At 34.8% G+C, this 20,270-nt stretch carries 19 protein-coding genes; 13 read left to right on the top strand and 6 right to left on the bottom strand.

The features are described 5' to 3' along the window. The first annotated feature begins 53 nt into the window (after window positions 1–53). From ACI6PS_RS12210 to ACI6PS_RS12235, 6 genes are all read left to right on the top strand, one after another. Window positions 54–623, top strand: coding sequence for a hypothetical protein (locus ACI6PS_RS12210; protein WP_421012851.1), 570 nt, complete (start codon window positions 54–56; stop codon window positions 621–623). Then, window positions 623–1,435 (top strand): hypothetical protein, encoded by an 813-nt coding sequence (locus tag ACI6PS_RS12215; RefSeq protein ID WP_421012852.1) that lies wholly within the window; start codon window positions 623–625, stop codon window positions 1,433–1,435. The genes ACI6PS_RS12210 and ACI6PS_RS12215 overlap by 1 nt, the downstream gene beginning before the upstream one ends. Window positions 1,436–2,087: 652 nt before the next feature. After that, window positions 2,088–2,477, top strand: a complete 390-nt coding sequence (locus ACI6PS_RS12220) for a VOC family protein (protein ID WP_421012870.1) — start codon at window positions 2,088–2,090, stop codon at window positions 2,475–2,477. 314 nt (window positions 2,478–2,791) lie between these two features. Then, on the top strand, window positions 2,792–4,072 hold the full coding sequence (locus ACI6PS_RS12225; protein WP_421012853.1) for a chloride channel protein: 1,281 nt from the start codon (window positions 2,792–2,794) through the stop codon (window positions 4,070–4,072). A 6-nt stretch (window positions 4,073–4,078) separates the two neighbouring features. Continuing rightward, window positions 4,079–4,687 (top strand): HPP family protein, encoded by a 609-nt coding sequence (locus tag ACI6PS_RS12230; RefSeq protein WP_421012854.1) that lies wholly within the window; start codon window positions 4,079–4,081, stop codon window positions 4,685–4,687. Window positions 4,688–4,690: 3 nt separating this feature from the next. Beyond that, window positions 4,691–5,194: a DUF6265 family protein gene (locus tag ACI6PS_RS12235; protein WP_421012855.1), complete on the top strand. Its 504-nt coding sequence runs from the start codon at window positions 4,691–4,693 to the stop codon at window positions 5,192–5,194. Window positions 5,195–5,309: 115 nt separating this feature from the next. On the opposite strand, the gene ACI6PS_RS12240 is transcribed toward ACI6PS_RS12235, so the two are convergent. The 4 genes from ACI6PS_RS12240 to ACI6PS_RS12255 form a co-directional block, all read right to left on the bottom strand. After that, a complete protein-coding gene (locus tag ACI6PS_RS12240; protein ID WP_421012856.1) occupies window positions 5,310–6,770 on the bottom strand; it encodes an aminoacyl-histidine dipeptidase in 1,461 nt (486 codons plus the stop codon). 29 nt (window positions 6,771–6,799) lie between these two features. Beyond that, window positions 6,800–7,141: a DUF5615 family PIN-like protein gene (locus ACI6PS_RS12245; protein WP_421012857.1), complete on the bottom strand. Its 342-nt coding sequence runs from the start codon at window positions 7,139–7,141 to the stop codon at window positions 6,800–6,802. Beyond that, the gene (locus ACI6PS_RS12250) at window positions 7,141–7,374 is read right to left on the bottom strand and encodes a DUF433 domain-containing protein (protein WP_421012858.1); all 234 of its coding nucleotides are present in this window, start codon (window positions 7,372–7,374) and stop codon (window positions 7,141–7,143) included. Before ACI6PS_RS12250 ends, ACI6PS_RS12245 begins: the two co-directional genes overlap by 1 nt. Before the next feature lie 76 nt (window positions 7,375–7,450). Continuing rightward, window positions 7,451–7,708, bottom strand: a complete 258-nt coding sequence (locus ACI6PS_RS12255) for a (2Fe-2S) ferredoxin domain-containing protein (RefSeq protein ID WP_421012859.1) — start codon at window positions 7,706–7,708, stop codon at window positions 7,451–7,453. A 175-nt stretch (window positions 7,709–7,883) separates the two neighbouring features. Here ACI6PS_RS12255 and ACI6PS_RS12260 point away from each other — a divergent pair, with 175 nt between their 5' ends. The 3 genes from ACI6PS_RS12260 to ACI6PS_RS12270 all read left to right on the top strand — a co-directional run bounded on the left by ACI6PS_RS12260 (window position 7,884) and on the right by ACI6PS_RS12270 (window position 10,436). After that, window positions 7,884–8,948 carry a DUF3810 domain-containing protein gene (locus ACI6PS_RS12260; protein ID WP_421012860.1) on the top strand — a complete coding sequence of 355 codons (1,065 nt, stop codon included), beginning with the start codon at window positions 7,884–7,886 and terminating at the stop codon, window positions 8,946–8,948. 337 nt (window positions 8,949–9,285) lie between these two features. Continuing rightward, window positions 9,286–9,780: an RNA polymerase sigma factor gene (locus ACI6PS_RS12265; RefSeq protein ID WP_421012861.1), complete on the top strand. Its 495-nt coding sequence runs from the start codon at window positions 9,286–9,288 to the stop codon at window positions 9,778–9,780. Between the two features lie 14 nt (window positions 9,781–9,794). Continuing rightward, a complete protein-coding gene (locus ACI6PS_RS12270) occupies window positions 9,795–10,436 on the top strand; it encodes a hypothetical protein (protein ID WP_421012862.1) in 642 nt (213 codons plus the stop codon). A gap of 32 nt (window positions 10,437–10,468) precedes the next feature. On the opposite strand, the gene ACI6PS_RS12275 is transcribed toward ACI6PS_RS12270, so the two are convergent. Both ACI6PS_RS12275 and ACI6PS_RS12280 read right to left on the bottom strand, forming a co-directional pair. Next, window positions 10,469–11,272, bottom strand: a complete 804-nt coding sequence (locus ACI6PS_RS12275; RefSeq protein WP_421012863.1) for a lysophospholipid acyltransferase family protein — start codon at window positions 11,270–11,272, stop codon at window positions 10,469–10,471. A 43-nt stretch (window positions 11,273–11,315) separates the two neighbouring features. After that, a complete protein-coding gene (locus ACI6PS_RS12280; RefSeq protein WP_421012864.1) occupies window positions 11,316–11,954 on the bottom strand; it encodes an NUDIX hydrolase in 639 nt (212 codons plus the stop codon). An 87-nt stretch (window positions 11,955–12,041) separates the two neighbouring features. Here ACI6PS_RS12280 and ACI6PS_RS12285 point away from each other — a divergent pair, with 87 nt between their 5' ends. The 4 genes from ACI6PS_RS12285 (at window position 12,042) to ACI6PS_RS12300 (ending at window position 19,676) form a co-directional block, all read left to right on the top strand. Further along, window positions 12,042–12,485, top strand: a complete 444-nt coding sequence (locus ACI6PS_RS12285; RefSeq protein WP_421012865.1) for a DUF4268 domain-containing protein — start codon at window positions 12,042–12,044, stop codon at window positions 12,483–12,485. Between the two features lie 63 nt (window positions 12,486–12,548). Continuing rightward, window positions 12,549–15,806 (top strand): hypothetical protein, encoded by a 3,258-nt coding sequence (locus tag ACI6PS_RS12290; protein WP_421012866.1) that lies wholly within the window; start codon window positions 12,549–12,551, stop codon window positions 15,804–15,806. Beyond that, window positions 15,781–17,709 carry a DUF3857 domain-containing protein gene (locus ACI6PS_RS12295; RefSeq protein WP_421012867.1) on the top strand — a complete coding sequence of 643 codons (1,929 nt, stop codon included), beginning with the start codon at window positions 15,781–15,783 and terminating at the stop codon, window positions 17,707–17,709. Before ACI6PS_RS12290 ends, ACI6PS_RS12295 begins: the two co-directional genes overlap by 26 nt. Continuing rightward, the gene (locus ACI6PS_RS12300; protein WP_421012868.1) at window positions 17,706–19,676 is read left to right on the top strand and encodes a DUF3857 domain-containing protein; all 1,971 of its coding nucleotides are present in this window, start codon (window positions 17,706–17,708) and stop codon (window positions 19,674–19,676) included. The genes ACI6PS_RS12295 and ACI6PS_RS12300 overlap by 4 nt, the downstream gene beginning before the upstream one ends. Window positions 19,677–20,270 lie beyond the last annotated feature (594 nt).

Here is a 20,270-nt window from a genome sequence, read left to right on the forward strand (position 1 = left end):
GATCCCCTGACGATAAAATACAAAACATTGTAAGAAAGTTAAAAAAAGGAAACATGAATAAACCAAATATTGAAGTTAAAGATCAATTTGATTTTTTTTGTAAATTAGTTAGCGAAAAAAAAATCATTAGAGATAAAGAAGTTATTTTACAACCAAAAAAGAATAACGTTTATTGGTTTGTAGGTCAGTCTACCATTAAACATAATACAATTAATGAGGATATTATATTTATGGTTGAACAAAGTAAAAGAGATAACAAGTATGGTATAAAGCTTCGTTGTCAAAATTTCATTAAGACACCATATTTTAGATTTGATTCTGATGGTCCAGCACACAGAAATGAAAATCCAAAAATCCCACTGGAAGAACAATCAATTAAAACCCCTCACTTCAATTCATTTGACGAAAATGGAAATTATATTGCATATCAAAATGAAACTTTAAAAAATGAAAATGAAGCAAAAATAATTGCAAATGATATAAATTTTGGAATTTCACTGTTCTGCATGGAAACAAATTCAAGGTTAAATGACAATAATTTCCCAAGCATCTCTCATTCCATTCAAGAATTAGAATTTGTAGAAAAAAATAATATTAACTTTGATAATATTAATTTTGAATAATGGAAAATAAAACTGTAATAGAGCAGATAAAAAAATCTTTTTGCAACTTAACAAGTTTCAAGCAAAGAGAGAATGCTCTGGAAGTAGTAACTGCATTTTCAACCATTAATAACAAATTTGTCTCAGTTTTTATAACAATTACAAATCAAAAAATCGTAGTCACCGATAGTGGCTGGATTGACCAAAATTATTATGAAACTCCTTATTTCGAAGAATCAGAAGATTTGATTAGAAGAATAATAAGTTCGTATTCTTCAAATTATAAAATAAAATCAACTTTAGATAAATCGGGAGTCGAATATTATTATAAAATTTGTGACAAAATAGAAGAAATACCAAGTGCTGTTTTTGATCTAGCAAACTTTATTGTTGGTGCAGTAAATTCTTTTTGTGTGCAGTATAAAGATGAAAAAGAGGAAAAAGAAAGAGAAACTTTTAGAAGCGATGCAAATAGCTTTTTAAAAATCAATTATAACGAAGATGTTAAACTGAGACATTTTTTAGATGATTTTAAAAATATTAAATTCAATGCAATTATTACAAAAAAATCAAAATTGAATTTGATTACTTATGTAACAGGCTCAACACCGAGCTATTTTGAAAACGATCTGAGAAAATCGATTGTTAATTTTGAAATCGCATTAAAATCAAAATATGTGAATTTTATTGATGAAAAAATAACTATCATAAATGATAAGTCAGAAGGATATTCTCCAGAAAGATCGGCATCAATATTCCAACTTTTAAATGAAAAAACCACAAAAGAGCCAATAAAATGGTCTGAAAAAGAGAAGATTTTGGAATTTATATAAACTAAAATTACAACAATATCCCCACGTTACCGCGCGAATCACTTCGAGTAGACAAAATCGAAAAACAAAAACTGCAAGCCAACCTAGCAGTTTTTTTATCCCCTGCCCTGCGAAGTTTCCCTGCTTTGCAACTCTATAATCCACTTCCGCAAACTTGTCATCCCCACGCAGGAGGGATCTCCACAAGTAACTCTTCAAAGCTTGCTTCAGATGCTGAGATCCCTCCTCCGTCGGGATGACAAGATTGGGGAATTACTTAAAATCAATAAACTAAAACACGGCTCCGAAAAAGCATCTTGATGCACCGAAGGAGTTTCTGATGCACCGGAAGAACTTCTTGGTGCACCGAAAGAACTTCTTGATGCGCCGAAGGAGTTTCTGATGCACCGGAAGAGCTTCTTGGTGCACCGAAGGAATTTCTGATGCGCCGGAAGGATTTCTGAGACGCCGAAAAAGCTTCTTGGTACGCCGAAACCATTTCTGAAGCGCCAGAAGGATTTCTGAGGCGCCGAAAAAGCTTCTTGGTGCGCCGAAAGAGTTTCCGATGTACACACAGAAGAATCCTCTGGAAGATTTCGCAAGTCTTGGTAACAACAAAGCTCCCTACACTACAAAATTCTTTATCTTTAATCCCCAATTGAAACACACAACCATGCTCAAGATCAATTCCATCCACCACATTGCCACCATCTGTTCGGACTATGCCGTTTCAAAACACTTCTATACCGAGGTTTTAGGGTTTGAAATCATTAGGGAAGTCTATCGAAAAGAGCGGGATTCCTATAAGCTCGATTTGATGGTAAATGGCGTTTATGCCATCGAATTGTTCTCCTTTCCAAATCCGCCCAAAAGAATTTCGCAACCTGAGGCAACGGGATTGCGCCACCTGGCTTTTGAGGTAGAGAGCGTTTCTGAAACCGTCAAACACTTAGCTTCCAAAAACATAGCCTCCGAACCTATTCGTATTGATGAATTTACAGGAAAGAAATTTACCTTTATTTATGACCCAGATGATTTGCCAATTGAATTTTATGAGAAATAATTAACATTTTCTACAATATATTTTAGTATATTAGCGATAATATTAAAATATAATTATAATTCAAACCCAGATGACCATGAAAAAGACAGTATCTATCACCCTAGCATTAGCGGCAGCAGCACTTGTTGCCATCGAAATTATTTCAATCAGTATCAGTTAGTTTTAAAGTATAACCAAAATACTGACCCAATTATTAATTTATCAAGGTATTCAAATCATTTGAGTACCTTTTTTTTTGCTAAAAAGCGTTAATTATTTGCATCCAAAAGACATTACGGATTTCGTTTCCTAACTTTGTATTCAAAGATTTCAATATGAACGATTTAAGCAAAATCAAAAAAAATTACACCTACATTGTCCTTCAAAAATTAATTATCGTTTCACTTCTTATCGGGTTTCTTTCTGCCTTCCTGGGCATCTCCCTCAAAAGGATCACCGAATATTACGAACACATCTTCTTCGCCAAGACTACCGAAAACACTTTGTTTTTTCTAATATTTCCATTTATCGGCCTTTCGGTCATCTATGTGCTGCGGGAATATCTTTTTAAGAAAAAGGAAAACAAAGGCATCAAGGAGATTTTTGAAAGCACGGCCTCCAAAAAGAAAAACCTGCCGATGTATAAGATTCCTTCGCACTTTATCAACGGCTTGATTACCGTGGCTTTTGGCGGTTCGACAGGGATTGAGGTTTCTACCGTGGTGGCTACGGCTACAATCGGATCGGTGGCGCAACAGAAAGAGAATCTTTTTAGAAAATACAAGACAGAACTTATTTGTGCGGGTGTTGCCGGCGGTGTGACGGCTTTGTTTGGGAGTCCGTTTGCCGGAATTCTATTTGCCTTGGAAGTGATTTCGAGAAAAGTAAACAAGGTTTTCCTCCTTACGAATATATTGGCCGTGACGGTGGCTTTCGGATTGGTGTATATGCTGAACGAAGAACCGCTGTTTGCCATCAACATCACGACTTGGAACTATGCTGCGATTCCGTACTTTATCCTTTTGGGCATACTAGCCGGTGTAAATTCGGTTTACCTGACCAAATGCGTCATGCTGATCAAGGCTTCGTTCTTGAACATCAAGAAACAATATACCAAAATCATCATCGGGTCGGTTATTTTGAGTACGGCACTAGTGATTTTCCCACAGCTTTACGGCGACGGCTATCACGCCATCAGCGAAATCATCTACCACTCCGACCGCAATACGTTTTCGTTATCCTTGATTGCAACAGTCATCGGGATTTTGATTTTGAAACCCATCGTAACTTCTGTTACATTGGCAGCAGGTGGCGATGGCGGTGTTTTTGCCCCTAGCCTTTTCATCGGTGCGTTTCTAGGATTTCTTTTGGCAACATTGATGAATACGTTTTTTAATGCGGGAGTACTGCCAATCAATTTTATGGTGATTGGAATGGCGGCGATGCTGAGTGCGAGTATCCATGCGCCTTTTACAGCTTTGTTTTTGGTATGCGGATTGGTAAATGATTATACCCTTTTCTTTCCGATTTTGGTAGTCTGCCTGATTTCAAAATATACTTCGAAGCTGATCTATCCGTATACGGTTTATTCTATCGCTGTAGTTCCAACAAAATAAACAAAGATGCCGACGAAAAAAATAAAACGAAGCTATCGTAAAACCAGATACATCCTCTACAAGGAAACTTTGGTGGACTTTAAGGAACATTTCTGGGCGTTTCTTGGCTCGTTCATCGGTATCGGTATTATCGCCTTTTCCCAATCCTTGACGCTTCCCGTTTCGGATGTTGTCTATCTGATTGGTTCTTTTGGTGCATCGAGTGTGTTGGTCTATGGTGTGATCCAGAGTCCGCTAGCACAACCGAGGAATTTGATCGGAGGGCATTTGGTTTCGGCTTTGGTAGGCGTTACGGTTCAGAAATTTGTTCCGGATATCATTTGGCTTACGGCTCCTTTGGCGGTTTCACTTTCGATCGTGCTGATGCAGATTACCAAAACCCTGCATCCTCCGGGTGGCGCGACGGCTTTGATTGCAGTGACGGGTTCGGCTCATTTGAAGAGCATTGGATATTGGTATGTACTGTCACCGGTTTTGGTTGGCACTGTGATTCTTTTGCTTGTTGCACTGATTTTTAACAATATGACCACCAATAGGCAATACCCCGCTCCGAGACACGGAAAAAAGAAGCGTGTTTTTCCGTACCTTCACCATTATTTTAATTTAAAGAAATAAGATATGAAAAAAGCATTACCCTTATTAGCATTCGTACTCTTGGGAACAATTTCCTGCAAAAAAGAAACTGTTGTTGAAGAGACAATAGTAACGAAAAAGAAATTCGTCGAAATTGAAAAAGCCAACTGGTTTTTAGGCAGATGGGAAAACAATTCGCAGGAAGGGAATCTTTCTGAAACTTGGGAAAAGATAAACGACTCTACCTTTTCTGCTGAAACATATTTTGTAATTAAAAGTGATACTGTTTTTTCTGAAAAAGTCACTTTGGAAGAACGAAATGGCGAACTTTCGTATATTGTGATTACACCAAATCAAAATAATGCACAACCTGTTCCGTTTAAATTGACGCAAAATACAGGGCAAAAATTAGTATTCGAAAATCCTGAACATGATTATCCGAATACGATTATTTACAATCAAGTTGGAAGTGATAGCCTGGTTGCTGAAATCAAGGGATTAAAAGATGGTAAGGAAAAGAATGAGTTTTTTAGGATGAAGAAAAAATAAATTCGACACAGAGTACTCAGATTTTCACAGATTTAAATAAAAAAATTGCACTAATTACCACAAAATTGAATGTGGAGATTAGTGCAATTTGCATTTAAAATATTCTTTTGAGAAATTATTTTATTGGAATGTTTTGCAAAATTTCCAATACAAATTTCCAATATTTCTGAGCAGAAGAGATAGAGGCTCTTTCGTCTGGAGAGTGAGCCCCGTGGATGGTTGGTCCGAACGAGATCATGTCCATATCTGGGTAATTGGTTCCTAAAATTCCGCACTCTAAACCTGCGTGACAGGCTACAACATTAGCTTTAGAGCCATTTTGTTTTTCGTAGATTTCTGTCAACACATCCAAGATTGGTGAGTTTACGTTTGGTGTCCAACCTGGGTAAGAACCAGAAAGAGTTACCTCGCATCCGATTAATTCGAAGGCAGAACGTAAGGCATTTGCCAAATCGTATTTGGACGTTTCTACAGAAGAACGCGTCAAGCATCCGATTGAGATTTCGCCGTTTTTAACGATTACTCTTGCGATGTTGTTGGAAGTTTCAACCAAATCAGCCATATCAGCACTCATTCTGTAAACGCCGTTGTGGGCGGTGTAAAGTGCACGAACCAGACCTTCTTGAACGCCCAAATCCATCACTTTTCTAGGCAAATCGGTTTTTTGAATGTCGATTACCAAGTTTGGTTCGGTTGTTTTGAATTCTGTTTTGATGTCGCCGATGATTTCCTGCATGTCGAATACATAAGCTTCGTCGTACATCCCAGCAATGATAACCGTTGCAACGCTTTCACGAGGAATGGCATTACGCAAACTTCCACCGTTGATTTCAGCAATCTGCAATCCGAAGTTTTCGAATCCGTCAAATAATAGACGGTTCATAATCTTATTGGCATTCCCTAAACCTTTGTGGATATCCATCCCTGAATGTCCGCCGTTTAATCCTTTTACGGTAATTTTATAGGCCACAGAATCTTCTGGAACATCTTCTTCTTCGTAACCTCTTGTAGCCGTTACATCGATTCCACCAGCACAACCGATGTCGATTTCATCGTCTTCTTCGGTATCTAAATTTAAAAGGATTTCGCCTTGAAGCAAACCTCCTTTTAAACCCATTGCACCCGTCATTCCTGTTTCTTCATCAATCGTGAATAAAGCTTCGATGGCCGGATGTGGAATATCGGTAGATTCAAGAATGGCCATTATAGTTGCAACTCCAAGTCCGTTATCGGCACCAAGTGTGGTTCCTTTTGCACGAACCCAATCTCCATCGACATACATTTCGATTCCTTGTGTGTCGAAATCAAAAACAGTATCGGCATTTTTTTGGTGTACCATATCCAAATGCGACTGCATCACGATGGTTTTGCGGTTTTCCAATCCTGCAGTGGCTGGTTTTTTTATGATAACGTTACCCACTTCGTCTTCGATGGTTTCAAGACCTAGTTTTGTTCCGAAGTCTTTCATAAAAGCGATTACTCTTTCCTCTTTTTTAGAAGGACGAGGAACGGCATTTAAGTCGGCAAATTTATTCCAAAGTTGTTTTGGTTCGAGGTTGCGAATTTCTTGGCTCATTTCGTTTTAGTGTTTGAGATTTATTTTGTTTAATCGATAGCTTCAATCCTATCCATATAAACACTGACTAGTTTATTTTTTTGATTTAATTCTAAGACATGGCTCCAAATTTTAGTCGTAAGATCAAAAAAATCTTTCATTTTTAAATTTCCAAATCGGATATGTATGACTTTTGGAGGAGGTGTATGCAAAAGCATCTTATTGAAAAAATCTACATCCTTAGTAATAATGGTTAGATTTTTATTTTTGGCATATTCCCAAATCTGTTCATCAGACCATTCATCATTAATATCCTTTTGATGGATGCAATCTTCGCTGTTCCAAAGTGAGAAATGATACGGTAATTTTACGTCTATAAGATACTTAGGCATTAAGCTACTTTTACGATGGTGTAGTTTCTATTCATCAGCTCTGAAGCGAATTTCAAACAAGCATCAATATCTTCTGAAACGAGTGAAGGATATTGCTTCAGAATTTCTTCTTTGGTTTCCCCAGCTCCCAAAAACTCTAAAATAGTATGAACTGTAATGCGCTTTCCTCTTATAGTAGGTTTGCCATTACACAGCTTTTCATCTATCGTAATTCTGTCTGTGATATATTCCATCTGGTAAATATTTGTTACAAAAGTACAAAAAAACGGAATAGCTTAAGTCGGGTAAGTTGAAGTTGTATTAGAGAATTTAAGCGATGTGCTTTTCAAAAAGTTTTTTAGCGTCTTTCTTGGAAACTTTTCCAACGCATTCATCTTTGTGGATGCAAATAACAGGAGCCTGCTTGCACATTCCTTGGCATTTCATTTTTTCGATTTGGACAATGCCTTTGAGTCCGGCTTCTTTAACCAAATCCTTGAAGCATTCCTTTACTTCTGAGTTGTAACGGCAACATTTTTTTCCGTCACAAAGTAAAATAACTTTCTCTTTTGCGTCTTTCTTTCCCATGGTGTAAGTTGTTGAAAATGCCTTTCTTATCTACTTCAATTCGACACTGCAAGTTTAGTGATTTTATCTTTATTGGTTCTAAATAAAGGCTTAAATTTTTAAAAAAGTAATTAACAATAGTTACGGAATAAATCCGCAAGTGGTTTATTATATTTACAACACTAAAATTTCCTCGATGAAAAGTAAAAAAGTTGTGCTTTCGCTTTTTTTGATTGTTCAGATTGTTGTGCTTCAAATACTGTCGTTTTTTCCTGAGTTTATCGAACGTTATTACAGCAATAGTTTGTATCCTATCATCTCAAAAATTTCTAGAACTTTATTTGGCTGGATTCCTTTTTCTATTGGAGATGTGATTTATTTTGTGGTCATTTTTATGATTCTGAGATGGTTCTATCTCATTCGAGGTACATGGAAGATTGAGTGGAAAATGTACTTGCTGACGATTGTTAGTGGGATTTCTATCTTTTATTTCTTATTCCATTTGCTTTGGGCTACGAATTATCATCGGGTTCCGTTGTTTGAGAAGATGGATATTGAACGGGAATATACTGATGCTGATTTGATGGCTTTTACACAGAAACTGATTGTAAAGACGAACGAAATCCATTCTGAATTGGAAAAGATTGACAGTGTAAAAATCATAAATCCGTATTCGCAAGAACATATTTTTAAGATGACTTTGAACGGTTATAATAATCTAGGAAAGGAATATGCTTTTTTTAAATATGAAGAACCTAGTATCAAGAAATCACTGATTAGTTTGCCTTTGACGTATATGGGTTTTGGTGGTTATCTGAATCCGTTTACAAACGAAGCACAAGTGAACGACAAATTGCCGATGTATAATTTTCCGTTTACGGTTTGCCACGAAATGGCGCATCAGATTGGTTATGCTTCTGAAAGTGAGGCCAATTTTATTGGGTTTCTTTCGACGGTTAAAAATAAGGATTTGTATTTTCAATATGCGGGTTACAGCTATGCGTTGAAATATTGCTTGCGCAATTGGCGGATTCGGGATGAGAAGATTTTTGAAGAATTGAAGAAAAAGATTCGGTCTGGAATCTTGAATAATTATGAAGAAAGTGATGCCTTTTGGTTGGAATACAATACTCCGATTGAAGATGGTTTCAAGGTTTTCTACGATAATTTCCTGAAGATGAACAAGCAGGAAGAAGGTTTGGAGAGTTATAGCAAGTTTGTGAACTTGATGGTGAATTATTATAAGGAGAAGGAACTTTGAAGATTTATCTCGCAGAGTCGCAAAGACGCAAAGAGTGGGTTCCTAACTTTTTAACTTGGCGAGAGCAAAGATTTAGACTTTAAAAACAAATGAAATTTTAATCAAACATTAATAGATTTCAGTATAAGACTTTATCCCGTAATGGTTTAAAAGAAGTTTCTCGAAATGCCTAAAGTTTCCCATATAGCCCCGATTGTAGTGGAAATCCTTTTTGTTCTGGGGTTCAGAACAAAAAGATTGGAACGGAAAGCGGGAAAATGGTTTCTGAAAACGAAAATAATTTTCGCTCCTGAAAAAAATCTGTAACAAAAACTAAACAACGACTACTAACGTACATATGAGTGCTAATTTAGAACAATCTTTTGTCCAGCAATTACAGGCGAACCAGAACATCATCCACAAGATTTGTAGGCTGTATACGTCTGGCGAGGACGAGCACAAGGATTTGTTTCAGGAAATTACGATTCAGCTCTGGAAGGCGTTCCCAAAGTTTCGTGGCGAGAGTAAATTCTCGACTTGGGCTTACAGGGTGGCTTTGAACACGGCGATTACTTTGTATCGGAAGAGCACTCGCACGGTTTCGACTACGGAATATGACACTACCAAGCATTTTATCAAGGAAGAGGATTATAATTATGAAGAGGAAGAGCAGATTAAGCTGATGTATAAGGCTGTACAACAGCTGAACGACATTGAAAAGGCATTGGTTTTTATGTATTTGGAAGACAAGGATTATGAGGAGATTTCGGAAACTTTGGGAATCAGCGAAGTGAATGCGAGGGTGAAGATGAACAGGATTAAGGGAAAATTGAAGAAAATTTTAAATCCGTAAGGAGAAAAAAAGATATGGAAGGCTTAGATTTATTAAAGAAAGACTGGAAAAAGAGCGAAAATTCTTTTGAGCAGGTTTCGGAAAAGCAGATTTATAAAATGATTCACAAGAGTTCGTCCTCTATCGTGAAGTGGATTTTTATCATCAGTCTATTGGAATTTGTGGTGTGGACGGTTATGTCTTTTTGCATGAAAGATACAGAAGTGATGCAGAAATTCAACAGTTATCATGTGGAGCACATTATGTTGCCGTTTACCATTATTTGGTATGTAGGATTGGCGTATTTTCTGTTTCAGTTTTTTATGAACCACAGAAAGATATCGACTACCGATAATTCTAAAGTTTTGATTTTAAACATTATTAGGACACGTAAAACTGTTCATCAGTATGTTTGGTTCAATATTATTTATGTGGTGTTAACTTCGATTGTTGTGATGTTTATCCAGCTGAATTATGACAAAGATATCCTTAATATGATTAGCGAATTCGACAAACAAGGGAATGTAGCGGTGCTTTATGCTATTTATGTTGCGATGACAATTGTGTTTTTGGCTGTTTTTGTTGGTTTGATTTGGCTTTTCTATAGATTGATTTATGGAATTCTTTTGAAGCGTCTTTATAAGAATTATGAAGAATTAAAGAAGATAGATTTTTAAAAAAGTAAAGGAGTCTAAATTAGTCTCCTTTTTTAATATTCCCATTTTCGCTTTTCATTTAGTTCTTCCTGGACTTGTCGCTCTTCTGCCGGAATTACTTTTAAAAACGATGGATGTTGTTCGATTGCATATTCTACTTTCTCAACGATTTCTTCTATTGTATCGTTTTCATAATCAATCTGGAGTGGTTCTTTTATGATAAACGATTGAAGAATCCCTTTCTTCTTCATCCGTAAACCTTTCTTGTCGAACGAACGACGGAAACCGTCAATTACGATTGGAACAACAATTGGTTTATGTGTTTTTATGATATGGGCGGTTCCCTTACGAACTGGTTTGAAAGACTTTGTGGTTCCTTGTGGGAAGGTTATTACCCAACCGTCTTCGAGTGCAATCCTGATATTTTCGGTATCATTCGGATTTACTTCTCGTTGGACATCTTTTCCTTTTGCACGCCAGGTTCTTTCAACTGTTATGGCTCCAACATACGATAATATTCGTGGAAGCAAACCTTCACGCATGGTCTCTTTAGCGGCAACATAATAAATATTTAGTTTTGGTTGCCACAGATAACCGATATTTTTAATATGATCTTGTCTTCCGCTCAAACTTGCGTTGAAAACGTGAAACATCGCCACGACATCAGCAAAATATGTCTGATGATTGGATATGAAAAGTACATTGGTTTCCGGCAAATCTTTTATGATTTCAGAACCATCGATTTGGAGTTCGTTGAAACCTCGGTAACGACGGTGCGTCAAGGCTCCAAAAATTCGAATCAACCATTTTTTTATAAAAAGTATATGACCAAAAGGATTTCGTTTGAACAATCCCATATTTCAAGTAAGATTAAGTCGCAAACATACAAAAACTTAACATTTAAAATACTCTTTTTAATACTTCTTTAAGTTCATTCAGCATCTGAGAAGTCGCTCCCCAAATGTAATATTCTTCAAATTTAAAAGCGGGAACAGCCACTTCTTCCATATAACTAGTGCTCAATATTTTACTGACTTTCGCGTTATCATCCATCAACGTTGATAGAGGCATTTCTATGATACCGAACACTTCTCTTTCATCAGGATTAAAAGTCAATTCCTGAGTAGCATATCCTAAAAAAGGATACACCTTAAAATTACTTGGTGGAATATATAAAGGTGTAAAGGGTCTGACTATGGTTATCAATTCGCGTTCAACACCAATTTCTTCAAATGTTTCGCGTAAAGCGGTGTCATCCAAAGAAGTATCAAATTTCTCAACCTTTCCGCCTGGAAATCCAATTTGGGATGAATGGACACCTTTGTAAGAATTTCGGAGAATCATAACCAGATGCGGTTCATTGTTTTTGGGATAGAATAACATCATTACGGAAGCTTCTCTTGGATTGATCTTTTCGAGGTCTAAATCTTGGAAAATAGCGATTCTTTCCAATGGCATCATTTCCATGTGAGCCTCTTCGCCCGGAAGTTTTTCGTCAAGTATTTGCGGAATATATTTCAGAAAGGCATCAAAATTCATATTCAAAGGCTATTTTTGTAGTAACTAAAGATAGTTCGGAAATTTGAGATTCCAAAATCAAAAATAAAGTTTAAAAATAGAAAAGAGATGTTTAGTAAAGCCGAAGCACAAATGATAAAGAGGGAATTCTGGATAAAATTCGCCGAAGAATATCCGCGAAAATGGCTTTTGTATGATACCAAAATTAAGGATTTCTCTTTTAAATTTTATGTAGATAACAAAAAAGCCCAAGTCATGATTGACATTGAACCAAGGGACGAAGAAAAACGAAAAATCTATTTTGAAAAGATTGAATCGCTGAAGCAAATCTTAATGGATGAATTTATTCCCGAAGCTATTTTTGAACGCAACTTCCACTTGGAAACTGGTAAAATAATCAGTAAGATTTGGATTGAAAAGGACGGCATCAGTGTGATGAACAAGAATACCTGGCCTCAAATTTTTGATTTCTTTTATGAAAATATGGATGCGTTCGAACGTTTCTTTTATGAGTATAGAGAGTATATTGAGGATTTGGAGATGAATACTTAGCCTTTTAATTAATTTCCTACAAAGTATTCATAAAAAAAATTATATTTGGGAAAATTTATCCCAATGAAAAAACTTTTTCTCTTTTTGTCGCTAGGCTATTTTTCTTGCAGTTTTTCGCAAACTACTGATTATTCCTTCATCTATAATCCTGAAGGTATTTTTGCAAAAGGTGTTGAACTTCACGATTCCCAAAAGTATACCGAGGCGATTGCAGAATATGATAAAATAGCCAAAATTGACCCGGAATATCTCAGGGCCCAATATGAAAAGGCCATGAGTCTTTCGGCATTGGAAAAGAACGAGGAGTTGAAAGCGCTTTTTGAAGATTTGCATCAGAATAATCAGATGGCTACCTATCCCACATTATACATACTTTACGGAAGCTTTTTGAGCGACCAGAAAGAATATGACAAATCTGAAAAAATATTTCTGGAAGGCGAAAAATTATTGCCAAATTCGAGCAATCTGCTTTATAATATGGCGGTTCTCTATGCCCGAAAAGAAGACAATCAAAAGAGTGTCGATTTACTGAAACGCATCATTCTCAACAATCCAAATCATGCTTCTTCCCACTTTCTATTGGGATCATTTGCTTTTGATAACGGAAAAATTACGGAAGGAACACTCGCCTTGATGAGCTATTTGGTAATTGCTCCAAACGGCCGTTTCGCTGAAAAAGCCATCTTGAAGCTGAACAGCAAATTTGGAGAAAATTTCCTCGAAAATGGAAAAATCGTATTCTCTAAAACCGGTGATAATTTTGAGGAAATTGACGTTATCCTTAGGAACCAATTGCCTCTAAAAAAAGCCTACAAGGTAAAATCAGAATTTGATGATGTGATTATCCGCCAAGTGCAAGCCGTTGCAGAATATACCACAGAACATAAAATGGACAATGGTTTTTTTGAAACTACTTATATTCCTTGGATAAAAACGATGGTCGAGAAGAAACTTTTTGAAGGTTACTCTTATTATATTCTTCTATCGATGGAGGAAAAATTAGGAAAGAAATTGGTTTCTCAAAAGAAAACCATTACTTCTTTCTATGAGAATTTTATCCTCAAAGATTTTTGGTATTCCTATTCTCTTAGAAATTTGGAACATTTTGGAAAACAGGAAGAAGTAAATATTTTTCTGAAAAACGGATATCCAAATTTGATTGGAAGTTTTAAAAATGAAAAGAAAGAAGGCAAGTTTAAACTACTCAATGATGATGGAAATTTGGAAGGAGAATTGAATTTCAAAAATGATTTGCTCGATGGTTTTCAAAAATACTATGATGAAGAAGGAAAGCTTGAAAAGGAACGAAATTTTGCGAATGGCAAACTAGAAGGAACAACAAAAGAGTATTATAAAAATGGCCAGATAAGTATAATTGAAAATTATAAAAATGGCTTATTAAGCGGAATGAGTTCTAGTTATTATACAAACGGTGGAAAGAACTGTGAGATAAATTTTACTGAGGGGGAACGTGATGGAAATTTGATTTGCTTGTTTGAGAATGGAAGCAAAAAATCGGAGAGTATTTATGTTAAAGGAAAACTAAACGGTGTCACTAAAATTTACAATGCTATTGGCGATTTAATTGAAACGTATGCCTATGAAAATGATTTACTGAAAGGCGATTATAGGGAATATTTAGATGGCAAGACACTAAAATCGGAAGCAGTCTATAAAAATGGGAAAGTAGATGGTTCCTATAAAAGATACTACAATAATGGTGTTTTGGAAAGACAAAATTTTTATGAAAACGGAAAGCTGAAAAAAATCATCAATAATTATCCGACAGGTAAAATTTCCTATGAAACTGTGTACGACAGCAACGAAGAAATCGAATCCTACACCTATTATGACAGGAAAGGGAATAAATATTTTGAAGAAAAATTCAAATCGGGAGAATTAAAATCTGGTGTTCAGTTTACCAAAAATAGTCCGAAACCTGTATCCGTAAATCTTTCTAAGAAACCTTTCGTGATGTACACTTTTGAAGGAGAACCTTTTATTACAGGTGTTTTTGAAAAAGGCCGAAAAACGAAAGAATGGAAATACAATTATACTAACGGAAATCTTAGGCTACGTGAAGATTATGTGCAAGGAAAGCAAAACGGATTGGCACATAATTACAATAAAAATGGCCTTCTGAATTCTATCAATCATTTTGTAAACGATACCTTGAATGGAGTCCATGAAAACTATGACAATGGTGTTCTGAAAGGAACTTATCATTATCAAAATGGCAAATTGAACGGTCCTTTCAAAACCTACAATTTAGACAAGTCGGTAGCCTACGAAGGATTTTACAAAAATGATGAAATCAGCTTTGAGCGATTAGGTTTTTGGCAGGATGGTAAAATATCAAGCAAGGATACTTTTCTCGATGGAGTTTTAATTTCAGTTACAGCTTTCAATCCTAAAGGTGAAAAAGAATATACGGTAGATTATAAAAACAGAACGGGAAGGTTTACTAATTCACTTTATAATGGAACAACAACTATCACTTATGAAATGGTAAACGGTGACTATAACGGAAAATACATCGCAAAAGACAAGCTGAACAACACCATTGTTGAATTGGAATACGTTAACGGAATTAGAAACAATGCCTATAAAAGTTATAATCCAAATGGAACCTTGGCTTTCGACAGGAACTACTATAATGGAAAAATTAACGGAATTGACAAACAATATGATTTGGTTGGGAATCATCGTATTACTGACGAATACATTCATGGAGAAGAATATAATAAGACGACTCGTTTTTATCATAACAAATCAAAAATGTATGAGTACAGTCAATTGGAATCAACTTATGAAGGTGATTTTACCTATTTCAATCAAAAAGGAGAAGCCATTCTCACACTTGGTTATTTGAATGGAGCGCTTGAATATTACATCAAAAAGAACAGCACGGGTGAATTGAATGAAAAAGTGCTTGTCGAAAAAGAAACTGCCGATATCACGTCTTTATATCCTAATGGAAAGGTCGCCATCAAAATCAATTTTATAAAAGGTGGAATCGAAGGCAAATTGGTCATCAATAACAATGAAGGCAAATTGGAATACGAAGCCGATTACAAGAACAACCTCTTCAATGGAGAACGTACAGAATATTATCCAAACGGAAAAGTCTATAAAAAAGAACGATTGATTAACGGTGATTTTGAAGGCGCTCAGGAATATTTTAAAGAGGATGGAAAACCTTGGTTGACGGCAAATTACAAAAATGATGAATTGCATGGCAAGACGCTAATTTATATCAACGGAACTTTATCGGTAACAAAAATCTACAACACAAATGAATTGGTCGAAATTATCAAATAGCATTTATATCGTCTTCCTATTATTGAGTTGCAGTATCTATGCACAAAGTACTTGGCAGGACTATAAAAAAGAATACCCTGACTTCAACGAAATTGTTTTAAACGACAGCCAATCGTATGATTTTTATGTAGAGAATAACATGCTCAAAATCATTCAGGACAATAATTTTGAATCTATAATCCTGACTGAAAATGGCATTCAGAACAATCAGGAAGCTTTCTCTTATTCAGAATTGGTGCAATTGAAAGGATATGAAGCTTATTCGATTGTAAATACTAACGGAAAGGAGAAAAAAATAAAAGTCACACAATCTAATGAAAAGCAGTCCCGCCAAAGTTCCATTTTTTATAATGATGTAAAAGAAAGACATTTGATATTTCCAAATTTAGAAAGTGGTGCCAAGAAAGTATACCAATATCAAACTGAATTTATAGACCCTTTCCTACTGCATAAATTTATTTTTGGAGGCGGACTTCCTATAAAAAATGCTTCGTTGGAAATAAAAACACAGAAGAATATCAATATTGGTTTTAAAATTTTTAACGACCCGAACAATACAATTACATTTTCAAAAACAGAAAAAAAAGGAAAATGGATTTACAAATGGACATTAAACGACATTAAACCTGTAATGTCCGAATCCAATGCACCTGGTTTTTTATACATAATCCCTCATATTGATTTTTACATCAAAGATTATATGATTGATGATAAAAAAATTGATATCTTGGATGATACGCAAAAGCTTTTCAACTATTATAAAGGATTTGTAAAGAACTTGAATCAAAAAGAAGATGCTGATTTAAAAGAAGAAACATTAAGAATTACTGAAAATCTTATTTCGGATGAAGATAAAATAAAAGGTATATTCTATTGGGTGAAAGACAACATAAAGTATATTGCATTTGAAAATGGTTATGAAGGTTTTATTCCCAGGGAAGCAAGTTTGGTCTACAAGCGAAAATTTGGCGATTGCAAAGATATGGCGAGTATCATTACTGATATGGCCAAATATGCAAACATTCCAAATGTAACAGTTGCCTGGATTGGAACCCGAAAAATTCCCTATACTTATGCTGATTTAGCCACTCCGGCTGTTGATGACCACATGATTGCAGTTTTCAAAAATGGAGAAAATTATATCTTTTTAGATGCTACTGACAAGGAAACTCGATTCGGTATTCCGACAGCATTTATACAAGGAAAAGAAGCTTTGTTCAGTGACAAGCAAACCTATAAAATAATACCTGTTCCTACCGTTACACCTCAAGAAAATGAAATAAAAGACGAACTTAAATTAACCATCGAGAACGATAAGCTAGTTGGTTCAGGTAAAATGCAATTCCACGGTTATAATAGAAGCCACATCTTGATGCAAATTGGCGATGCTACCAATAAGACTCGCTTTGAATTGATAAAGAGCTTGGTTTTAAAGGGAAATAATAAATTCAACCTTAAGGAATATAAGGAAGAGAATCTTAAAAATAGGGATTTACCTTATGTGATCAACTATGATTTCGATTTGAATAATTATGTACTTAAAGTTGATAAAGAACTATACATCAACTTATTATTGGATAAATTATTTGAAAAGATGACCATAGAAAAAGATAGGGTTTCAAAGTTTGAATTTGACTATCTCTCCCTCGTAAATAATAATTATGAACTCACAGTTCCAGTGAATTATGATATTGAATACCTACCTCAAAATTTCAATCTTGACAATGATTTGATTAAAGTAATATGTACTTATGAGAAGAAAAACAATAAAATCATACTCCACTTTCAATTGAATCAAAAAAAGCTACTGTTAGATTACAGCGACTTTGAACTTTGGAATGAATCCATCAAGAAACTAAAAAACACCTATTCTGAATCCATAATTTTAAAAGAAAAAAAATGAAACAAAACCACAAGACACTAGCTTTTACAATAGTAACCTTTTTGAATACCATACTATTATTTGCGCAAGATTATTCTTTTAAAAATTACAATTGGGATGAAAAACAAACAACATTTACAATCCCAGAGCAGTATAAAAATGAAAACGAAGTAATCTTAGACCGTACCACCAAGGTAGAAATTGTAGTGGTCGATAAAACTGCAAAACAATATTATCTTGTTCATGAAAAAATATACATCAATGCCGATGATGCAATTGAAAGAAACAACAAAGTCTATATCCCTTTTAATCAAAATGAAACAGTACTCGTAAATAAAGTGCGTGTAATTTTAAAGAATGGGAAAGTTATCAACCTCGATAAAAAAGACATCAAGGAAGAAATTGATGAGGAAAGAGGTGTCAAATATAATTATTTTGCAATTGATGGATTAGAAAAAGGTGCCGTACTCGAGAAGTTACTCGTTATTGAAGAATTTCCGGAACTGAATGGAAAAACATTTTATATGCAAGATGAACACCCAATTGCAAATATTAACTTTGAGTTGATACACCCAAGTTATCTATCGTTCAAAGTAAAAGGTTACAACGGACTAAAGGAAGCTACACTTGATGATAAAAAAATTGATAAAAAAACAATTATTGCATTATCCGAAAATAATATACCCGGACTTGATGATGATGAAAAATATTCAAATTGGGCATCAAACGCAAAAATATTCCGCTATAAATTAGATGCAAATCAATATACTGGTGCGAAGAACTTATACAACTATAAAGAGTTTGCTACCAATTTTTATGAAAGAATGAATGGTGAAACAGATAAGAAACAAGAAAAGGCTATTGAAACTTTTTGCAAATCTATTCCAAAAAGCGAAGATGCACAGGAACAAATATGGAACATTGAAAATAAGATTAAGAAGACAATAACTTATAATAGATATATTGATACTAAAGGAAATATTGACCAGATTATAAAAACAAAACAAGCCAATCAATCAGATATAATCAAATTATACTCGGCTGTCTTTAAGTTTTTTAAAATTGAAAACAATACTGTTTTTACTTCGAGCAGATACAAAGTCCCATTTGATAAGGAATTTGAAAGCTATGAAAATTTGAATGACATTTTATTTTATTTTCCAACCATAAAAAAATTCCTTACTCCTACTGAAATGGAATATAGAATGCCATTAATACCTGCACATTTGGCTCATAATAATGGACTATTCATTAAAGAAAAAATATTTGCTGGGGTAGGAATGGGAATTGGAGAAGTCAATTTTATTGAAATCCCTGGTGTTGAGATAACTCATGATGTAATGGAAATAACTATCGATTTTACCAAAGATTTAGAGAATCCAACCATCAATAATAAGATAACATTTGGAGGTTATGCGGCATTTAATTTTCAAGGCATTAAGGATTTTGCTTCAGCAGAAGAGTATAAAACAATCTTAAAAAGTATTGTCGAAAACTACACACTTCAAACAGAATATAAAACTTTAACAATTCAGAATGACGGCATAGACTTCATTGGAAAAAAACCATTTATTTTGGATGTAACATTCGATGGAAAAGAGCTTATTCAAAAAGCAGGTACTAATTATTTATTTGCTGTTGGACAAACTATTGGTAAGCAAATGGAGCTCTATCAAGAACACAAAAGAATGCTGCCCGTTGAGATTGATTATCCTCACTCCTACTTACGAAAGATAAAGATCATTTTACCAGAAGGTGTTTCGGTAAAAAATACTGAAAAATTTGTTATGGACTACAAGACAATAATTGATAATAAGACTGAAGCCGCTTTTATAAGTAATTTTAAAAACAATAAAAATGAAATTGTAATCGAAAATAAAGAATACTACAATATCATGAATTATAACCTGGATAAATTTGATGAGTACAAAGCTGTTATAAATGCGGCTGCGGATTTCAATAAAATAGTAATCATACTTAACAAATAGAAATCCATTTCTCTACTTTTCTGTTATTCAATAAAATATTATACATAAAAAGGTAAGCCTTTATGGCTTACCTTTTTATGTATATAGCAACTCACCACAAATACGTTGTAATTAATCAATTATTTATCAAACTGCAAATTAGTGCTGCACTTGAAAACCAAATTCCATTATAAATTTCTTGAAAACACAAGGCTTTTATTACTTGTAATCCTTCACAATTATATGCCCCAATACAACCCGACCATAGGCTTTTCACATCCAATTCCTTTAAACGCAACTCCTAATAGGATAATGGTGCACAACCGGTCCCTGGCTCGAACATCTTATGCGATAGGCATAAAACACATTCATCTCGCAAGCAACACAATAAAGTACTACATTTCAAATATTGAACAAACACACAGCCGTGCCAATTAACAAGCTATCATCCAACACAATAATACTTCTTAATATTCAGCAATAACTACCTTTCCAAGCCAAATTCTTTTTAAACTCCACAGGCTTTCTGTTAACAAACAAACCTCTGAATATTCCTAAAAACAAAAAACCCCTCATCGATTGATGAAGGGTTTTCAAAAGAAAGGCGACGACATA

Origin of the sequence: Flavobacterium sp. PLA-1-15 (genome assembly GCF_049060005.1) — a bacterium.
Taxonomy (GTDB): domain Bacteria; phylum Bacteroidota; class Bacteroidia; order Flavobacteriales; family Flavobacteriaceae; genus Flavobacterium.